This window comes from Mucilaginibacter sp. McL0603, from assembly GCF_049992945.1.
Taxonomy (GTDB): domain Bacteria; phylum Bacteroidota; class Bacteroidia; order Sphingobacteriales; family Sphingobacteriaceae; genus Mucilaginibacter.
Genome location: NZ_CP188251.1, coordinates 544,055 through 558,903, shown reverse-complemented (window position 1 = coordinate 558,903; position 14,849 = coordinate 544,055). Strand labels below are relative to the sequence as shown.

Here is a 14,849-nt window from a genome sequence, read left to right as displayed (position 1 = left end):
GCCGCTTATAGCGGCTCTTTTATTTTATTATTTGCACGAACCCTATTTCATCTGCACATCTGTAATTTGCACATCTGCACATTAAAAAATCACTCCTCAACCACTTCGCTATTTGGCGTGCTTAACTCAGGAGTTTCGTGTTTAAAATAATGCTTTTGATTGATCAGTATAAGGATAACACCCACGGATATGGCTGCATCGGCTAAATTAAATACCGGGCGGAAAAATATAAAATCCTGCCCACCCCACACAGGTACCCATGAAGGGAAATTACCTGATATCAGCGGGAAATAAAACATATCCACTACACGTCCATGAAAAAGCGATGCATAACGGTACATGATCCCGTAAAAAGTGGAATCAACAATATTACCGAGGGCGCCCGCAAATATCAAGGCCACATTCATGATCAGTCCGCGATGATATTTATGTTTGATGAGGTATACCAGGCCATAGCCAATAGCTACAACTGCTCCGATGCGGAATAAGGTTAAAGCCAGCTTACCCAGCTCGCCCCCAAATTCCATCCCAAAAGCCATACCGTTGTTTTCGGTATAATGAAGCATGCCACGGCTACCCAGAAAGTGAATTTCTTCACCTAAGTACATATGAGCCCTCACCCAGGTTTTAATGATCTGGTCGGCAAGAATTATAAAAGCAGCAACAAGAAAGGGTTTAGTGTAAGCTGCCTTCATTAATATTGCTTCAGTTTGGCCTCCATGCTCAGCGTAGTATGCGGTACTGCGCGTAAGCGTTCCTTTTGTATCAGTTTACCGGTTTCGCGGCAAACACCGTAAGTTTTATTTTCAATGCGTACAAGCGCAGCTTCCAATTGCTCAATAAATTTTTTCTGCCGGGCAGCTAACTGGTTAATAGATTCTTTTTCCAGCGTTGCAGACCCATCTTCTAAAGTCTTATAAGTACCTGCAGTATCATCGGTTCCATTAGCATTAGGTGTGCTTAATGACGATGCCAGTGAGTTCAATTCTTCCTTTGCGCTCTTCAGCTTATCCAACAACAACTCTTTAAACTCTTGCAATTCCGCATCAGAGTACCTGGTCTTTTCTGTTTCTTGTTTCATTTATATTTTTGTTATAGCGATCAAAATCTCGTTTTCGTCAATTAGTACTGTTTCGCCTTCATTTAGCTGACTATCAACTTGTATGCTCTCAGCCAAAATTTCGGCGCAAATATATGATAAATTATTTTTTACTGCTTCGTTGATGAAAGAATGGTCGCGGAGGCGAACATTTATCTTATCAGTCACTTCAAAATCCTTTCCCTTGCGTAAGTTTTGTATCCGGTTGATCAACTCGCGCGAGATACCTTCCTGTTTCAATTCGTTGGTGATGTTAACATCTAAAGCAACAGTTAGTTTTCCTAAAGTTGCAACCTGCCATCCCGGAACGTCCTCTGCGATGATCTCAACGTCACTTAATTCAATTTCGAATGATGAATTTCCGATCTCAAACTTAGCAATGCCGGTCTGTTCAAACTCGTTTAACGCATCCTGCGTCATATTAGTTATAGCTTCGGCAACGGCTTTCATATCCTTGCCTACTTTAGGACCAAGCGCTTTAAAGTTCGGTTTAACCCTCTTTTTGATGAAACCCGACGCATCGGTAATATACTCAATATCTTTGATATTGGTTTCAGAAAGGATCAAATCTTTAACCTGCTCAACCTGGTGCTTAAAGTTTTTGTTCAGTATAGGTAACAAAACCCTGCTCAAAGGCTGGCGTACATTGATACTCACCTTTTTACGAAGTGATAATACCAGCGAAGATATATCCTGCGCCATTTGCATCCTTTCTTCCAGGGCTTTATTTACCAGCTCTTTATGGTAAGACGGGAAGTCAGCCAAATGCACTGACTCGAATTTTTCCTTTTTGGTAACCTTGTTCAGGTCGGTGTATAAACGATCGGCAAAGAATGGCGCGATGGGCGACATTAGTTTACTGATGGAAACCAAGCAAGTATATAAAGTTTGGTAGGCCGAAAGCTTATCTTCTGAGTCATCAGATTTCCAGAAACGGCGACGGCTTAAACGTACATACCAGTTGCTCAGATGCTCATCCACAAAATCCTGTATGGCACGTGCAGCTTTGGTAGGCTCAAAGTCGGCGTAGAAAGCATCAACTTCTTTGCTCAAAGTATTTAGCAGTGAAATGATCCACTGATCTATCTCAGGGCGTTTGCTTAGTTCGATCTCTGCCTCGCTGTAATTGAATTTATCAATATTGGCATAAAGCGCGAAGAACGAATAGGTATTGTATAAGGTACCGAAGAATTTCCTGCGAACTTCGTCCAGCCCTTCCATATTAAATTTCAGGTTATCCCATGGTGATGCATTGCTGATCATATACCAGCGGGCAGCATCAGCACCATATTGTTCAATGGTGGAGAACGGATCAACAGCATTGCCCAAACGTTTGGACATTTTGTTGCCGTTTTTATCCAGCACCAACCCGTTCGATACCACATTTTTAAAGGCGACGCCTTTGTTGCCAACCTGTTTGTTAACGGCTTTGATCTCATCGCTGGTTTCGCTCAGCATTACAGCTATGGCATGCAACGTAAAGAACCAGCCTCGGGTTTGGTCAACACCTTCGGCTATAAAATCGGCCGGGTAAGCATTTTTAAATTGATCTTTATTCTCAAAAGGAAAATGCCACTGTGCATAAGGCATAGCACCTGAATCAAACCAAACATCGATCAGATCCAGTTCGCGTACCATTCTTTTTCCTGTCGATGAAGTCAATATCACATCGTCGACATAAGGGCGGTGCATGTCGGTCAGCTTAAAACCTTTTGGCATAAAACCCGCCGAAATAGACTTTTCAATCTCCTGCTCCATTTCAGCAATCGAGCCGATACATTTTTCCTCGCCACCGTTTTCTTCGCGCCAGATAGGTAACGGTGTACCCCAATAGCGCGAACGGGAAAGATTCCAGTCCACCAGATTTTCCAGCCAGTTGCCAAAGCGACCTGTGCCGGTTGATTCCGGTTTCCAGTTGATGGTTTTGTTCAGCTCAACCAGTTTGTCTTTTACAGCTGTGGTGCGAATAAACCAGCTATCCAGCGGATAGTATAAAATCGGTTCGTCTGTACGCCAGGAGTGCGGATAGCTGTGCTCGTATTTTTTTACGTCGAAAGCTTTGTTTTCTGTCTTTAGCTTGATAGAGATCATTACATCCGTCGCTCTAAAACCCGGTGCTTCGCGTTCCTCTTTTGTATAATATTCTTCCTTAACGTATAAACCTGCAAAGTCGGTTACCTCGTCAACAAAACGGCCTTGCTTGTTTACCAGCGGTACTTCTTTGCCGGTTTCGTCAATCACCATTACTGATGGCACACCATTTTCCTTACAAGCCCTAAAGTCATCCGCACCAAAAACAGAGGCTGTATGTACGATACCGGTACCATCCTCAGTGGTCACAAAATCAGCAGGGATCACACGGAAAGCATTTTTTTCCAGGTCATCGTTGGTTACGTAAGGCATCAATTGATGATAGCGCAAACCCAGCAGATCAGATCCTTTAAATTGGGCTTTAACAACCCATGGAATTACTTTATCGCCTTCTTTATAATCTTCGAATGAGGCGTTTTCACCTTCAGCCTTAAAATATTTGCTCACCAGTTCCTTAGCCAAAACAACACTTACAGGCTGATAGGTATAAGGATTAAAGGTGCTAATCTTAACGTAATGGATATTTTCACCAACTGCTAGAGCGCAGTTGGATGGCAAGGTCCATGGAGTGGTTGTCCATGCTAATATTACAGTATCCTCATCAGCATTTTCAAACAAAGTTTTGATGAAGGGATGCTGCTGATCGTTCTTTAAATGGAACTGGGCCACAACGGTAGTGTCCTTCACCATTTTGTAAGTACCCGGCTGGTTCAACTCATGTGAACTTAATCCTGTGCCCGATTTTGGCGAATAGGGTTGTACGGTATAACCCTTGTACAGCATATCCTTGTTATAAAGCTCCTTTAGTATCCACCAAAGAGTTTCTATGTATTCGTTTTTGTAAGTGATGTACGGATCATTCAGATCAACCCAGTAACCCATTTTCTCGGTCAGGTCGTTCCAAACGTCAGTATATTTCATTACCTCCTTGCGGCAGGCGGCATTATAGTCTTCAATAGAAATTTTTTTGCCAATATCGTCTTTGGTGATACCCAATGTTTTTTCAACACCTAACTCAATAGGAAGGCCATGTGTATCCCAGCCGCCTTTGCGTTTTACCTGGTAACCTTTTAAAGTTTTGTAACGGCAAAAAATGTCCTTTATAGAGCGGGCCATTACGTGGTGAATACCGGGCATACCATTTGCCGACGGAGGTCCCTCATAAAAAGTGTAAGGGTTGTTCTCCGGGCGACTGGTAATGCTTTTCTCAAAGATGTTTTGCTGTTTCCAAAACTCTAAGACATCCTTGCCAATCTGCGATAAATTTAGCTGCTTATATTCCTTGTACATCAATATGTTCCACCTCAATTTTTAGAGGTTGCAAAAATACGGAATTTTACTATTAAAAAGTTATTTTAGCATCATGAAAATTAAGTTTATAAGGGCTTTTGTGGTAGTTTTAGTATGCATTATTATATTTTTATCTACCACTTTTGTGCCGTCGGTCAGAATTCTTCCGAGGGCTGATTTCTTCCAGGGATTTTCAATAGGTGCAGGAATAGTCGCCTTTGTTGCATCGATATACTATTTTGTACAATACAAAAAACAGCAAAAAACCATTGATCAAATCAATAGCAGACCGCCGCTTAACTAATATGGATAAATTACGCTATCCCATTGCTTTGTTTTTGGCAAGCTTTGTTATGCTGATGATAGGCTTGTTGTTCAAAATAATGCACTGGCCTGGAGGGCAATTGCTAACAGGTAGCATGTTTATGGTGCAGGCGGTATCCATCGTGTGGATAATAATTGTGCTTTTGAAGCCAGGAAAAAAGCCATGAAAATATAGGCACTATTAAATTATCGCCCTGGTTGCCCCTCCATCTATTTGTATAGTAGTGCCACTAATGTAAGCCGCCTGTTCTGAGGCCAAAAATGCTACCAAAGCACCTAATTCTTCTGTTTTTCCAATACGGCCTGCAGGTATGTTTTTTGTTTTCTCTTTTAGTGCTTGTTCGGGGTCCATTCCTTTTGGGAATGTTTCTTTTATGCGCTCGGTTTGGATCAATCCTGGTGCAATATTGTTGACGGTGATCTGGTAAGGACCGTACTCATCCGCCATCAGTTTTGCCATGCCCACTACACCCATCCGCATGGAAGTTGACAGTACCGCGTTGTTTAATACTGATTTTACTGATCCGCTGATGATATTGATGATACGACCACTACCCGCTTTCTGCATATAAGGCAGTACTTCGCGACTGGTACGCGCAAATGCGAGAATGGTAAGATCAAATGCTTTTTTCCATTGTTCGTCATCAAAATGCTCAAACTTGTCAAACGGAGGTCCGCCGCCGTTATTCAGCAGAATATCTATCCGACCAAAAATATCTGCGGTCTTTTTGATCAATGCGGTCATTTGTTCTGCGATTGAGACATCCGCCGGGATAGCAATTACTTCGTTGCCGGTTTGTTGGTGTATTTCGGCAGCGGTTTTATTCAATTCATCTGCATTGCGCGAACTGATAACCACTTTTGCGCCTTCGGCAGATAAAGCCAAAGCGGAGGCTTTGCCTAATCCTTTACTGGCTGCCAGTACGATGGCTACTTTATCTTTTAGTTTGAGATCCATAGGTAAATATTTCGAGATCGGAATTTAGGCAGGTTTTATGGAATTAATATAAGAGGATTGTCATTTCGAACGAGAAACAAATTTATGCGCGCTGTCATCCTGAGCTCTTTTTGCGATTTTTAAATTACTTTTGAATCAATGAGAAAATTTATCCGTGGCTTCGGTTACGCATTTAATGGCATTTGGCACGCAGCAGCTACACAGCTTAATTTCAAAGTGCATTTGGCGGCTGCTATAGTTGCAGTGTATGGCGGGTGGGCCCTGCATATTTCTCCGGATGAATGGCTATGGATCATTCTTTGCATAGGCTTGGTTTTAACCGCCGAACTATTCAATACTGCCATTGAATTTCTCACCGACCTGGTATCTCCCGAATACAATAAAAAAGCAGGTTTGGTAAAAGATATGAGTGCAGGGGCAGTATTGGTCACTGCTATTTGCGCGCTAATAATCGGCCTGATTATTTTTGTTCCCAAATTGTTAGTCCTAATCCATCATGCTGCATAAAACCCGTGGCATAGTTTTTAAAACGACCGATTATGGCGAAACCAGTGTGATCGTACAGGTGTTTACAGAGAAATTCGGACTACAATCTTACATCATCAACGCGGTTAAGAAACCGAGGGCTAAAATCAGTCGCAACATGCTGCAGCCATTGCATTTGCTGGATATGGTAGTTTATCATAAAAACACCGGCCAGGTGCAACGCATAGCTGAGTTGAAGAACTCGCCTGTGCTGCAAAGCATTCCTTATGATGTGATCAAAAGTAGCCTTGTTTTGTTTCTGAACGAGGTTTTATACAAGGCGGTAAAGCAGCAGTCGGCAGATGAGAATATGTTCGATTTTATTTTTAATTCGATTGAATGGCTGGACAATCAAACAGAAGGAATAGCCAATTTCCATTTACTTTTTTTAACACGATTAACACGCTTTCTTGGTTTTTCTCCGAATCAGGTCGCCAATGCTGATTACTTCGATATGAAAAACGGCGTGTTCAGCAAATATAAACCCGAAGGCTTTTCTTATCTTTCACCACCGCATACTCAAAACTTTTATAACCTGTTGCAAAGCAGTTTTGAGAATATCCATCAATTAAGGTTCAGCAATGATGAACGCCGGTATCTTGTACAAAAATTACTGGAATATTATGCCCTGCATATAGAAGGTTTTGGCAATATCCGCTCGCATGAGGTATTGGAAGAAGTACTGAGTTAGTCATTAATCTAAAGCCTTTTTTATAGGTTTGCTGCGATGGAACACGTATTGGATAACCCTGCATGGAATGCTCTTATCTCGGGTAACAGCAACCTTTCCTTTGGCAACGAACCGGTGAAATATTTTGATAAGGATGTTTCACCTTTTGCAGCGTTCAGGGAAAATTCAGCTGAGAACTTTCAAACGCTTTATGAGCTAATTCCAGAAGGCAGGGTTCTGTTATTCATATCACCTGTAGAAATGGAGATCCCATTTCCCTGGAAAGTATTGAACTGCATAAAGGGCAGACAAATGGTTTGTGATATCCAAACAGAGCAAAGCGAACTACCATTAAAATTAATCCCTTTGACCGATGAACACATTCCCCAAATGCTGGCCCTTACCAAGCTGACCAACCCTGGACCATTTGCCTCCCGGACAATAGATTTTGGTCATTATCAAGGCATTTTTGATGGCGATAAACTGGTAGCCATGGCCGGTCAGCGCCTGCATATTTTTAATTATGCCGAAATCAGCGCAGTTTGTACACACCCTGATTATTTAGGCCGGGGGTATGCAAAACAATTATTGATACATCAGATAAATCGTATCAAAACAGCATCAGAAATTCCATTTTTGCATGTACGGTGTGATAATGACCGGGCGATAAAAGTTTATGAAAGTTTAGGGTTCTCGACCAGGAGGGAAATCTATTTTTATGTGATCCTTGTTTAATAGCTTTTCATTTTTTATTAAGTTTGATTAATGAGAATAGCAACCTATAATGTGAATGGCGTAAACGGACGGCTACCCGTTTTGCTCCGCTGGCTTAATGAAACAAAGCCTGATGTGGTTTGCCTGCAGGAACTAAAAGCCCCGCAGGAAAACTTCCCCGAAAAAGCAATAAACGACGCCGGTTACAATGCTATCTGGCATGGGCAAAAAAGCTGGAACGGCGTTGCTATCCTCGCCCGCGACCGCGAGATCAAGGAATTACGCCGCGTACTCCCCGGCGACCCCGAAGATTTGCACAGCCGCTACATTGAAGCATTGATCGACGGCATTACCATTGGCGGCCTGTATCTGCCCAATGGCAATCCCGCTCCCGGACCAAAATTTGATTACAAACTAGGCTGGTTCGACCGCCTTACTGCCCATGCGGCCGGGTTGCTGGCTGCAGATAAACCCGTGGTACTCACCGGCGACTATAACGTAATGCCAACCGAAATTGACGTTTACAAACCCGAACGCTGGGTGAATGACGCCCTCTTCAGGCCGGAAACCCGCGCGGCTTTTAAAAAACTGGTGGACCAGGGCTGGACCGACGCCATCCGCAAACTGCACCCGGATGAAATAATATATACCTTCTGGGATTATTTCCGCGATGCCTATGGCCGTAATGCCGGTTTGCGCATAGACCATTTCCTGCTGAGCCCGCATTTGGATAAACGCCTCCGCGCTGCCGGGGTGGACCGCAACGTGCGCGGATGGGAAAAATCAAGCGATCATGCCCCGGTTTGGATAGAACTGGATTAGGACTAACGTGGTGTAGGTGTTCACGTTCATAGCAGACAACTCGCCCGTGAACGTTTATTAAACAACTAATAATCAATAAATTGTATTTTTACTACTACTGACAAAACACTGTCACCACTGCCAAAAATGGATGTTCGCTTTATCAATGCCTTTCTTCCACAAATCGCTTTAATACATCAAGTGTGATGGTCCAGTAAAAATCGATATGCTTATAATGAGACTCTGTCGGGAAATTGCTCAAACTCAGTTCTAACAGGGTATGATCCCCCTCCCGCTGTAAAGTAAACCTGATGATCGTGTAATTTTCGGCCTCATCGGGTAGCCGTGATATGGAACTTAAATGACTGTACTCCAAAATGCGTTCCTTCACAAATTGCAAAACTATACCGGTATTGGTAAAAGCTGTTTTGTAGGATACCTCCTGCACATGTATAATCATCGGGCTGCCAACCTCCCAGGTCGTAACAATTTCAATTTCCGAATCCGACATCCAGCTTTTCATCAGCCCAGGCTGCGTAAGCGCCTCCCATACTTCGTTTAATGACGCATCCATGCGAATTGATTTACGGATAGTTTGATGAGTGGCTAATTGATGATCAATCATTTTCTTTTAAATAAACGCGGATACTAAATTCGGCAATAAATTGGCAAAAAGCACCCGGCTTCCCTTCAGGGAAGTATCATCTTTATCAAATCTTTTGGGCGTTCCCGCCGGTAGAGGCGGGCGTGCTATCCGCTCATACGGCGCGGGCATTAGGCGCGAAGGCCGGTATACGCTGCTATCACTAACGCGGAGCTATTTAAAAATCTTAAGCTTGCGCGAGGTACTGTCATTACAAAGCAACCGAGCAATGGCTACTCGTGACTTTCTAAGCGATTTCCTAATCACGAGTACGCCACCTCTTAGGCTTGCACTGCATGACAGTACCTCGCGCCAGATTGGAAGTTATTTCAATATTTCTTAAGCGAATCTTTAGAATTTTGTATTCTTTTAAAACTGTCTAAAATTTTTGGCCCTGTGGGCAAAAATTTTCCGCCTTCATAATAATAAATATTAAAATAAAGGTCTGGATGATTATCATACACCTCTGGGTTATGTAAAATAAAAACAAATGGTTTCAGATCACTTAATACTTTGAATAAGCCGTTTTTTTTAGTATCACTGTTCATTAGAATAAATTTATTTTTATACTGAAAATAACCAAAATATTTCATGTCTTCATGCAACATGAACGTATAATAAATATCCGCGCCTTTGTTTATAAGTTGCGAGACTGTCAACTCCAAATTGCTGTGATTGTTAAGTAAACGCACAGAATAGTAAACATAATTACTGTCACTTTTAGGAATTATTATATCAAACAATGAATCGATTTTTGGACTTTCTTTAAATTGCGGAAGATTCATCTTTTTGAAAGACTGTGCGGATAAAAAAGAATTAAAAAAGAAAAAGATTACCAGGGTTAAGGTTACTTTTTTATTAAAAGTGAAAACCATTTTCAGTGTTAATAATGTTTTCATTGTCATATTGGATTGTGGTGTTGTTACTTTGATCAAAAATTTTAAAAATAATGGTGTTCGTATTATTAAGGCGGATATTATAGTCTATTAGATGTTGTGCAACGTTTATATCCCCACTCTGGCGCAAGTATCCGGGTGGGAAAAGCGCGTCAGGGTACTTGTGACTTTCTTCCAGACCTATCAGCTTTCAAACCACCAAAGGATCGGCCAATAATATGTCTAAAAGCCCCGGCAGCCCGTAATAATCCCGTGCGCTGCTATACAAATAATCTTCAGGCTTCTCAACAAAACCAGCTTCTACCGGGTTGTTATGGATATAATCCAATTTTTGATGCAGTATTTTATTATCATAAAGCTCAATAGGATGGTTATCCTGCTGCCATAGTTGAAAGTTTACATTGTTGCTGTTTTTCCGCCCAGCCCGCTCCATCATCCAAAGCATCCATTCTCTGCGGCTTTCCTGTGGGTTTGATTTAATTGCGTCTTTTAATCTTTCAGAAGTATGCCTTTTCATATCGCGCATAATATCTTCCAGTTTATTTTGGTTGCTTCCTATAACCATATGAATATGACTCGTCATCATACACCATCCATATATTTCCAGGCCTTTGTTTAGCTGACAATGTTTCCAGCTATCCAGCATAATTTGTTTGTATTCGTTTCTGATAAACAGATCTATCCAGTTAATAACAGCAAAGCTTACGAAATAAAGCTGATCCTGATTTCCGAATTTATATTTGGTACTCATGCCGCATCAAAGTAAAGCTAAAAATTATAAGTTCTATATATCGAATTGGTACCTGTAAGATAGGCACAAGAAGCTTTTTACACACTGCCCGGCCCCTCATTCTTGCGCCAGGGACGGGGGTGTCCAATTTCTTTCGAGTTAGTGATAGCAGCGGAGGACCGGCCAGTAAAATATAAATCCGGTAATAAATTGATAAAGGCAAATGGATTCACTTTACCATGGATTGATTTAGCGATGCTATACAAGCTAAGATGGTATCATTTGTTCGCGTAAGATATTCCCGCACTTTCTTTCTTCCAAGGTTAATTGAATAGGCAAAGCCCATGTGTTTTTTATTATACAGATCGATCAAAAACTCAGGGCTGTTCTCGTGAATAATAACCTTTCTGAAAAACGCATTTTTTGGAGTGAAGTAAATATTAGATATCTTGTAGGTATAGCTGTTTTCTTTACAGTCGATCTGAATATCCATGCAAAGAAAAAATGTGTATTTCACCAAAGCCAATGATGTTGTAGTCATCCTGAATTGCAATGCCCCTTTAGCCAAAACACTACTGTTTATATCCGAATCAGTAAGTTGCTTATATTTAAAGTAGCGGTCAAACCAACCTTTTGCAGTAGTATCCAATTGGAAACGGGGTTTATTGGCCAAAGTAATAGTACCTGTATATTCCAGCTTGCCATTATGCAATGGCATGTTCAGCGTATCCGTCTGGGCAAATCCAAATTTGGCTATTAGTAAAAATAATATTAGAAGTAGAGGTGTCTTCATGCTTATGATAAGGTTAGGCTACCAGGCACCAAAAGTAATAATTGCTTTTTAGAATCGCACATTCTTCAAAAGCCTTTTAAAAAAAATCCTCCGCCTGTTCAAGCGTGTCGCTGTAGTTAGAATTTGATGACCGACAAGTCCGCTAACAATATGTTTGTGCTAATTTATTTTTGTGGTCATTGTCATCAGCTATTCGTGAATTCAAAGGCACCCTCTTCCTGGCAACTGATAATGGAATTTATTACAAAAATGTCTAATCAGAACCTGGGCAGGCTTTTGATTTAGAAAATCTATAATTTTAATGGAATACTGATACTCCTTCACCTGGCAGCGGGGGCTTAAATTTACGGCCGAAAATACCGTGATTTAGCCATGGAAATACCGTTAAATCACGGTGCAAACTCGCCCATAATCTTATTAGTTTAGGTACACAAAAAACTTGCAATTTAAATCAAAAAAATCATGGAAATCTCTGCACTTAACGAGGACGGCCAGCCGGTTGACTGGTGGTTTATTTACAAAGTCCCGCAACTCAACGCCGGGTCAGGGACTGACAGCGCCACCGGTTATGAATATGTTTACTATGACTCAACAATCGATGCAAACCCCGATACGCGGCAAAGGAACATCGCTAAATCGCCATTTGTTCTCAATGGAGGTAAGGGGGCGCTTAACCACACATTGGACTCGGTATTTGATAATTTTAAAAACCCGCCGCCAACAACCGGGTGGATCCTTTATAATGATGAGATGCCGGCCAGCGTTGAACGTTCGGACGACGGCCATAAAGGACATACCAAAGGTGTGCTTGCATTTGATACAGTATCAAAGACTGGTTTTTGGCTGCTTCATTCCTGGCCAAAATTTGCCGATCCCGGTGCACCGACTGACCCAACTCCCAAATATGGGCAAACCTATTTGTGTGTTTCTCTGGATATTGAAACAATTAGAAAAATTGCTGCACAGATGACAACCCACCAGGAACCGCAAATCTATTTTACAAATACTGCAGACCTGCCTACAACGGACGATATTTATAAGCTGACACAACCGTTAACCGCCCCTCCGGCCGCAGCGGCCGATACGATCGAATTGACCTCTAAAGACGGGATGCCGTTCAAGATAATAGCTAAGAATAAAGAGTGGAATGGTGATTTTTGGAACGACCTGGTCGGGCCTGAACTAAAGGACGATATGGACGATGAAACATGGATCCGCGGTCCTATTCCGCCCATTGCCGACAGAGATGGCATTCACAAAACTTTCGACATAAAGTATGTCAACCTGGGCCCGATGGGAGCGCATTGGGCCTGGCCGGAAACCCATGATCATGCCAAATGGGGCGTCACCCTGCACAACCGCTGGGTTTGTGTCGGCGACATTAATCGCATGATCTCGCAAAGAAAGCGGGGAGGCGGTACGATTGCCTTTCAAAATAATATACTGTGGTTGGCGCTGTCGAAATCAGGCCTTCTGTTAGCGCCACCAGGACATTCCAGAACCGAGGCTCACGATCTGCTCCAGCAAACGCATCACCCTCACTCAGAAGCCCCTCCAAAAAAACCTGCCACCGATAACTAAACCGGCAGGAGTGTGAAAGGGCTGATTTAAAAAACGAATGCCTCAATAACAGTGAGGCATTCGTTTTTTTCCCTCCTCCGCCTGTTCAAACGTGTCGCCTTAGCCATTAACCTAAGAAAGTTTTTTGGGGGATGTTATAAGCAGGGGGCTTCGCCGATGGGCAAAACCACTTAGATTTTCCCATATTTGTTTAATTTTATTTTGATAAAAAAGGCGGTTGTTTTCCAGACATTTTACCGCCTTTTTCTTATATAAATATAGCATTTTTTTTAAAAATGGCAATTGTTTTTTAGGGGAAAAGCTCCTTTTATTTTCAATCAGGGCCGATTTATTGCAGATCATGCAAACACATTACAAGCCAGTATTGGTACAACCCTTGATCCATCAAAACTTTACAAAATAGCTCGCGAAACGGGTTTTTTACAAAGAACGTCCAAGCTTAGCCAGAAGAGTTTATTGATACAATGTTATTCAACGACCTTGATCACCATCAGTTGAGTTTACAGAATTGTTGTGATGATTTGGCGCAACAACATCAAAAATCTTTGAGTAAAGTAGCTTTACACAAGCGATTTAACGGCAGAAGCCTTGATTTTCTAAAATCAGTTTTAGCGGAACAAATGGCTTCGAAACTGGGAGTCGCCGGGGAGAACAACTGGCAGCCTTTCAGCAGGGTAATGATTGCCGATTCATGTAAGTTCGCCCTGCCGCAAAAATTCGAGAAAGATTATCCGGCTTACTCAGGCAACCATGCCAAGTCCCTTATGAATATACAATATGCCTTTGACCTCAAGCATGGGAACTGGGAAGGTCTGGAATTAACCAAAGCTACTGAAAATGATCTGGCTTATACAAAAAGAACCTTAGAGCATATCCGCGAAGGTGATTTATATATACGGGACCTGGGCTATGTATCACATGCCTACCTGGTTAAAATTGTAAAAGAAAAAGCTTTTTTTATAAACAGGTTGCATCCGTTATGGAATCCTGTTTTATGCGATACAGGAAAAGCGATCAACTGGGTATCACTTTACGAAAAAATACAACAAACCAGAAGCGTCCATTTAGAAACAATGATTACCATTGGAACAGGTCAGAATGCATTTAACTGTCGGCTGACCGCTGTAGCGGTACCCGAAGAAGTTTGGGCTGAACGGATACGCAAAGCACAAATCCGCGCAAAAAGCGTTGGGTATCACCTTACTGATGAATATAAACAGCGCTGCAGGTTTAGTTTGTTTATTACCAATACCTCAGAGGAAATGCTGAAGGCAGCCGAGATTATTCAGCTGTATCGTTTAAGGTGGCAAATTGAACTGGTTTTTAAAACGTGGAAATCCTTGCTTAATATACACAAAGTTAAAGCTGTTAAAAAGGAACGATTAGAGTGCCGCCTGATTGCTAAATTTATTTGGATATTGATAAACTGGAAGGTATTCCGATGCATTGACGCCTTTATCCGCCACCACTCATCCGACTATGCTTGCTCTATGTGGAAGTTCTTCAAACAAGCCAGGAAATGCGGCTACGCATTAAGAATGGCCGTTATCGGGAAATTGCAATTTGCAGACTGGTGCAAGGTCTTCTTATTTAATATTAAAAGCCTGCTGATCGAGCCTAAAAAAGGGAAAAAGGCTGCTTTTGCTATAGTCAATAATATCTTTAATCCTTAGGTTAACGACTATGACGTGTCGCTTGAACAGGCGGACATACCTGAACAGGCGGAGTCAAAAG

The 14,849-nt window shown here is 41.9% G+C and carries 17 protein-coding genes; 9 read left to right on the top strand and 8 right to left on the bottom strand.

The window, feature by feature from the left end; genetic code table 11:
* Window positions 1-89 precede the first annotated feature (89 nt).
* The 3 genes from ACPPVU_RS02755 to ileS are packed head-to-tail and all read right to left on the bottom strand — an operon-like array spanning window position 90 to window position 4,480.
* The gene (locus ACPPVU_RS02755) at window positions 90-695 is read right to left on the bottom strand and encodes a lipoprotein signal peptidase (protein WP_426670165.1); all 606 of its coding nucleotides are present in this window, start codon (window positions 693-695) and stop codon (window positions 90-92) included.
* Complete coding sequence (locus tag ACPPVU_RS02750; RefSeq protein ID WP_426670164.1) at window positions 695-1,081, bottom strand: TraR/DksA family transcriptional regulator; 387 nt, start codon at window positions 1,079-1,081, stop codon at window positions 695-697. The genes ACPPVU_RS02755 and ACPPVU_RS02750 overlap by 1 nt, the downstream gene beginning before the upstream one ends.
* Entirely contained in the window at window positions 1,082-4,480 is a 3,399-nt protein-coding gene (gene ileS, locus ACPPVU_RS02745) for an isoleucine--tRNA ligase (RefSeq protein ID WP_426672241.1), read from the bottom strand.
* A 73-nt stretch (window positions 4,481-4,553) separates the two neighbouring features.
* Between ileS and ACPPVU_RS02740 the strand changes: the two genes are divergently transcribed.
* Together ACPPVU_RS02740 and ACPPVU_RS02735 are read left to right on the top strand one after the other, a co-directional pair.
* Window positions 4,554-4,784: a hypothetical protein gene (locus ACPPVU_RS02740; RefSeq protein WP_426670163.1), complete on the top strand. Its 231-nt coding sequence runs from the start codon at window positions 4,554-4,556 to the stop codon at window positions 4,782-4,784.
* 1 nt (window position 4,785) lies between these two features.
* A complete protein-coding gene (locus tag ACPPVU_RS02735; RefSeq protein WP_426670162.1) occupies window positions 4,786-4,971 on the top strand; it encodes a hypothetical protein in 186 nt (61 codons plus the stop codon).
* 14 nt (window positions 4,972-4,985) lie between these two features.
* Here the strand turns inward: ACPPVU_RS02735 and ACPPVU_RS02730 are convergent, their stop codons facing one another.
* Complete coding sequence (locus tag ACPPVU_RS02730) at window positions 4,986-5,762, bottom strand: SDR family oxidoreductase (RefSeq protein WP_426670161.1); 777 nt, start codon at window positions 5,760-5,762, stop codon at window positions 4,986-4,988.
* A 138-nt stretch (window positions 5,763-5,900) separates the two neighbouring features.
* Between ACPPVU_RS02730 and ACPPVU_RS02725 the strand changes: the two genes are divergently transcribed.
* From ACPPVU_RS02725 to xth, 4 genes are read left to right on the top strand one after another with little or no spacing between them, the layout of a single operon-like run.
* Window positions 5,901-6,269: a diacylglycerol kinase family protein gene (locus ACPPVU_RS02725; protein ID WP_426670160.1), complete on the top strand. Its 369-nt coding sequence runs from the start codon at window positions 5,901-5,903 to the stop codon at window positions 6,267-6,269.
* Window positions 6,259-6,978 carry a DNA repair protein RecO gene (gene recO / locus ACPPVU_RS02720; RefSeq protein ID WP_426670159.1) on the top strand — a complete coding sequence of 240 codons (720 nt, stop codon included), beginning with the start codon at window positions 6,259-6,261 and terminating at the stop codon, window positions 6,976-6,978. Before ACPPVU_RS02725 ends, recO begins: the two co-directional genes overlap by 11 nt.
* A gap of 36 nt (window positions 6,979-7,014) precedes the next feature.
* On the top strand, window positions 7,015-7,692 hold the full coding sequence (locus ACPPVU_RS02715; protein ID WP_426670158.1) for a GNAT family N-acetyltransferase: 678 nt from the start codon (window positions 7,015-7,017) through the stop codon (window positions 7,690-7,692).
* Between the two features lie 30 nt (window positions 7,693-7,722).
* On the top strand, window positions 7,723-8,493 hold the full coding sequence (gene xth, locus ACPPVU_RS02710) for an exodeoxyribonuclease III (RefSeq protein WP_426670157.1): 771 nt from the start codon (window positions 7,723-7,725) through the stop codon (window positions 8,491-8,493).
* 142 nt (window positions 8,494-8,635) lie between these two features.
* On the opposite strand, the gene ACPPVU_RS02705 is transcribed toward xth, so the two are convergent.
* Entirely contained in the window at window positions 8,636-9,097 is a 462-nt protein-coding gene (locus tag ACPPVU_RS02705) for an SRPBCC family protein (protein ID WP_426670156.1), read from the bottom strand.
* A 40-nt stretch (window positions 9,098-9,137) separates the two neighbouring features.
* Here ACPPVU_RS02705 and ACPPVU_RS02700 point away from each other — a divergent pair, with 40 nt between their 5' ends.
* Entirely contained in the window at window positions 9,138-9,458 is a 321-nt protein-coding gene (locus ACPPVU_RS02700; protein WP_426670155.1) for a hypothetical protein, read from the top strand.
* On the opposite strand, the gene ACPPVU_RS02695 is transcribed toward ACPPVU_RS02700, so the two are convergent.
* From ACPPVU_RS02695 to ACPPVU_RS02685, 3 genes are all read right to left on the bottom strand, one after another.
* Window positions 9,445-10,014, bottom strand: a complete 570-nt coding sequence (locus ACPPVU_RS02695) for a hypothetical protein (protein ID WP_426670154.1) — start codon at window positions 10,012-10,014, stop codon at window positions 9,445-9,447. The two genes, ACPPVU_RS02700 and ACPPVU_RS02695, sit on opposite strands and share 14 nt — an antisense overlap.
* A gap of 187 nt (window positions 10,015-10,201) precedes the next feature.
* Complete coding sequence (locus ACPPVU_RS02690) at window positions 10,202-10,762, bottom strand: REP-associated tyrosine transposase (protein WP_426670153.1); 561 nt, start codon at window positions 10,760-10,762, stop codon at window positions 10,202-10,204.
* A 208-nt stretch (window positions 10,763-10,970) separates the two neighbouring features.
* Window positions 10,971-11,534: a DUF4468 domain-containing protein gene (locus ACPPVU_RS02685; protein ID WP_426670152.1), complete on the bottom strand. Its 564-nt coding sequence runs from the start codon at window positions 11,532-11,534 to the stop codon at window positions 10,971-10,973.
* A 462-nt stretch (window positions 11,535-11,996) separates the two neighbouring features.
* Between ACPPVU_RS02685 and ACPPVU_RS02680 the strand changes: the two genes are divergently transcribed.
* On the top strand, window positions 11,997-13,115 hold the full coding sequence (locus ACPPVU_RS02680; RefSeq protein ID WP_426670151.1) for a deoxyribonuclease II family protein: 1,119 nt from the start codon (window positions 11,997-11,999) through the stop codon (window positions 13,113-13,115).
* 455 nt (window positions 13,116-13,570) lie between these two features.
* Complete coding sequence (locus ACPPVU_RS02675; RefSeq protein ID WP_426672240.1) at window positions 13,571-14,788, top strand: IS4 family transposase; 1,218 nt, start codon at window positions 13,571-13,573, stop codon at window positions 14,786-14,788.
* Window positions 14,789-14,849 lie beyond the last annotated feature (61 nt).

Coding starts and splice junctions, on each gene's coding strand:
- ACPPVU_RS02735 (WP_426670162.1), top strand. CDS start 4,786: ATGGATAAATTACGCTATCCCATTGCTTTGTTTTTGGCAAGCTTTGTT.
- ACPPVU_RS02680 (WP_426670151.1), top strand. CDS start 11,997: ATGGAAATCTCTGCACTTAACGAGGACGGCCAGCCGGTTGACTGGTGG.
- ACPPVU_RS02740 (WP_426670163.1), top strand. CDS start 4,554: ATGAAAATTAAGTTTATAAGGGCTTTTGTGGTAGTTTTAGTATGCATT.
- ACPPVU_RS02715 (WP_426670158.1), top strand. CDS start 7,015: ATGGAACACGTATTGGATAACCCTGCATGGAATGCTCTTATCTCGGGT.
- xth (WP_426670157.1), top strand. CDS start 7,723: ATGAGAATAGCAACCTATAATGTGAATGGCGTAAACGGACGGCTACCC.
- ACPPVU_RS02750 (WP_426670164.1), bottom strand. CDS start 1,081: ATGAAACAAGAAACAGAAAAGACCAGGTACTCTGATGCGGAATTGCAA.
- ACPPVU_RS02725 (WP_426670160.1), top strand. CDS start 5,901: ATGAGAAAATTTATCCGTGGCTTCGGTTACGCATTTAATGGCATTTGG.
- ACPPVU_RS02730 (WP_426670161.1), bottom strand. CDS start 5,762: ATGGATCTCAAACTAAAAGATAAAGTAGCCATCGTACTGGCAGCCAGT.
- ACPPVU_RS02685 (WP_426670152.1), bottom strand. CDS start 11,534: ATGAAGACACCTCTACTTCTAATATTATTTTTACTAATAGCCAAATTT.
- recO (WP_426670159.1), top strand. CDS start 6,259: ATGCTGCATAAAACCCGTGGCATAGTTTTTAAAACGACCGATTATGGC.
- ACPPVU_RS02695 (WP_426670154.1), bottom strand. CDS start 10,014: ATGAAAACATTATTAACACTGAAAATGGTTTTCACTTTTAATAAAAAA.
- ACPPVU_RS02705 (WP_426670156.1), bottom strand. CDS start 9,097: ATGATTGATCATCAATTAGCCACTCATCAAACTATCCGTAAATCAATT.
- ACPPVU_RS02755 (WP_426670165.1), bottom strand. CDS start 695: ATGAAGGCAGCTTACACTAAACCCTTTCTTGTTGCTGCTTTTATAATT.
- ACPPVU_RS02690 (WP_426670153.1), bottom strand. CDS start 10,762: ATGAGTACCAAATATAAATTCGGAAATCAGGATCAGCTTTATTTCGTA.
- ileS (WP_426672241.1), bottom strand. CDS start 4,480: ATGTACAAGGAATATAAGCAGCTAAATTTATCGCAGATTGGCAAGGAT.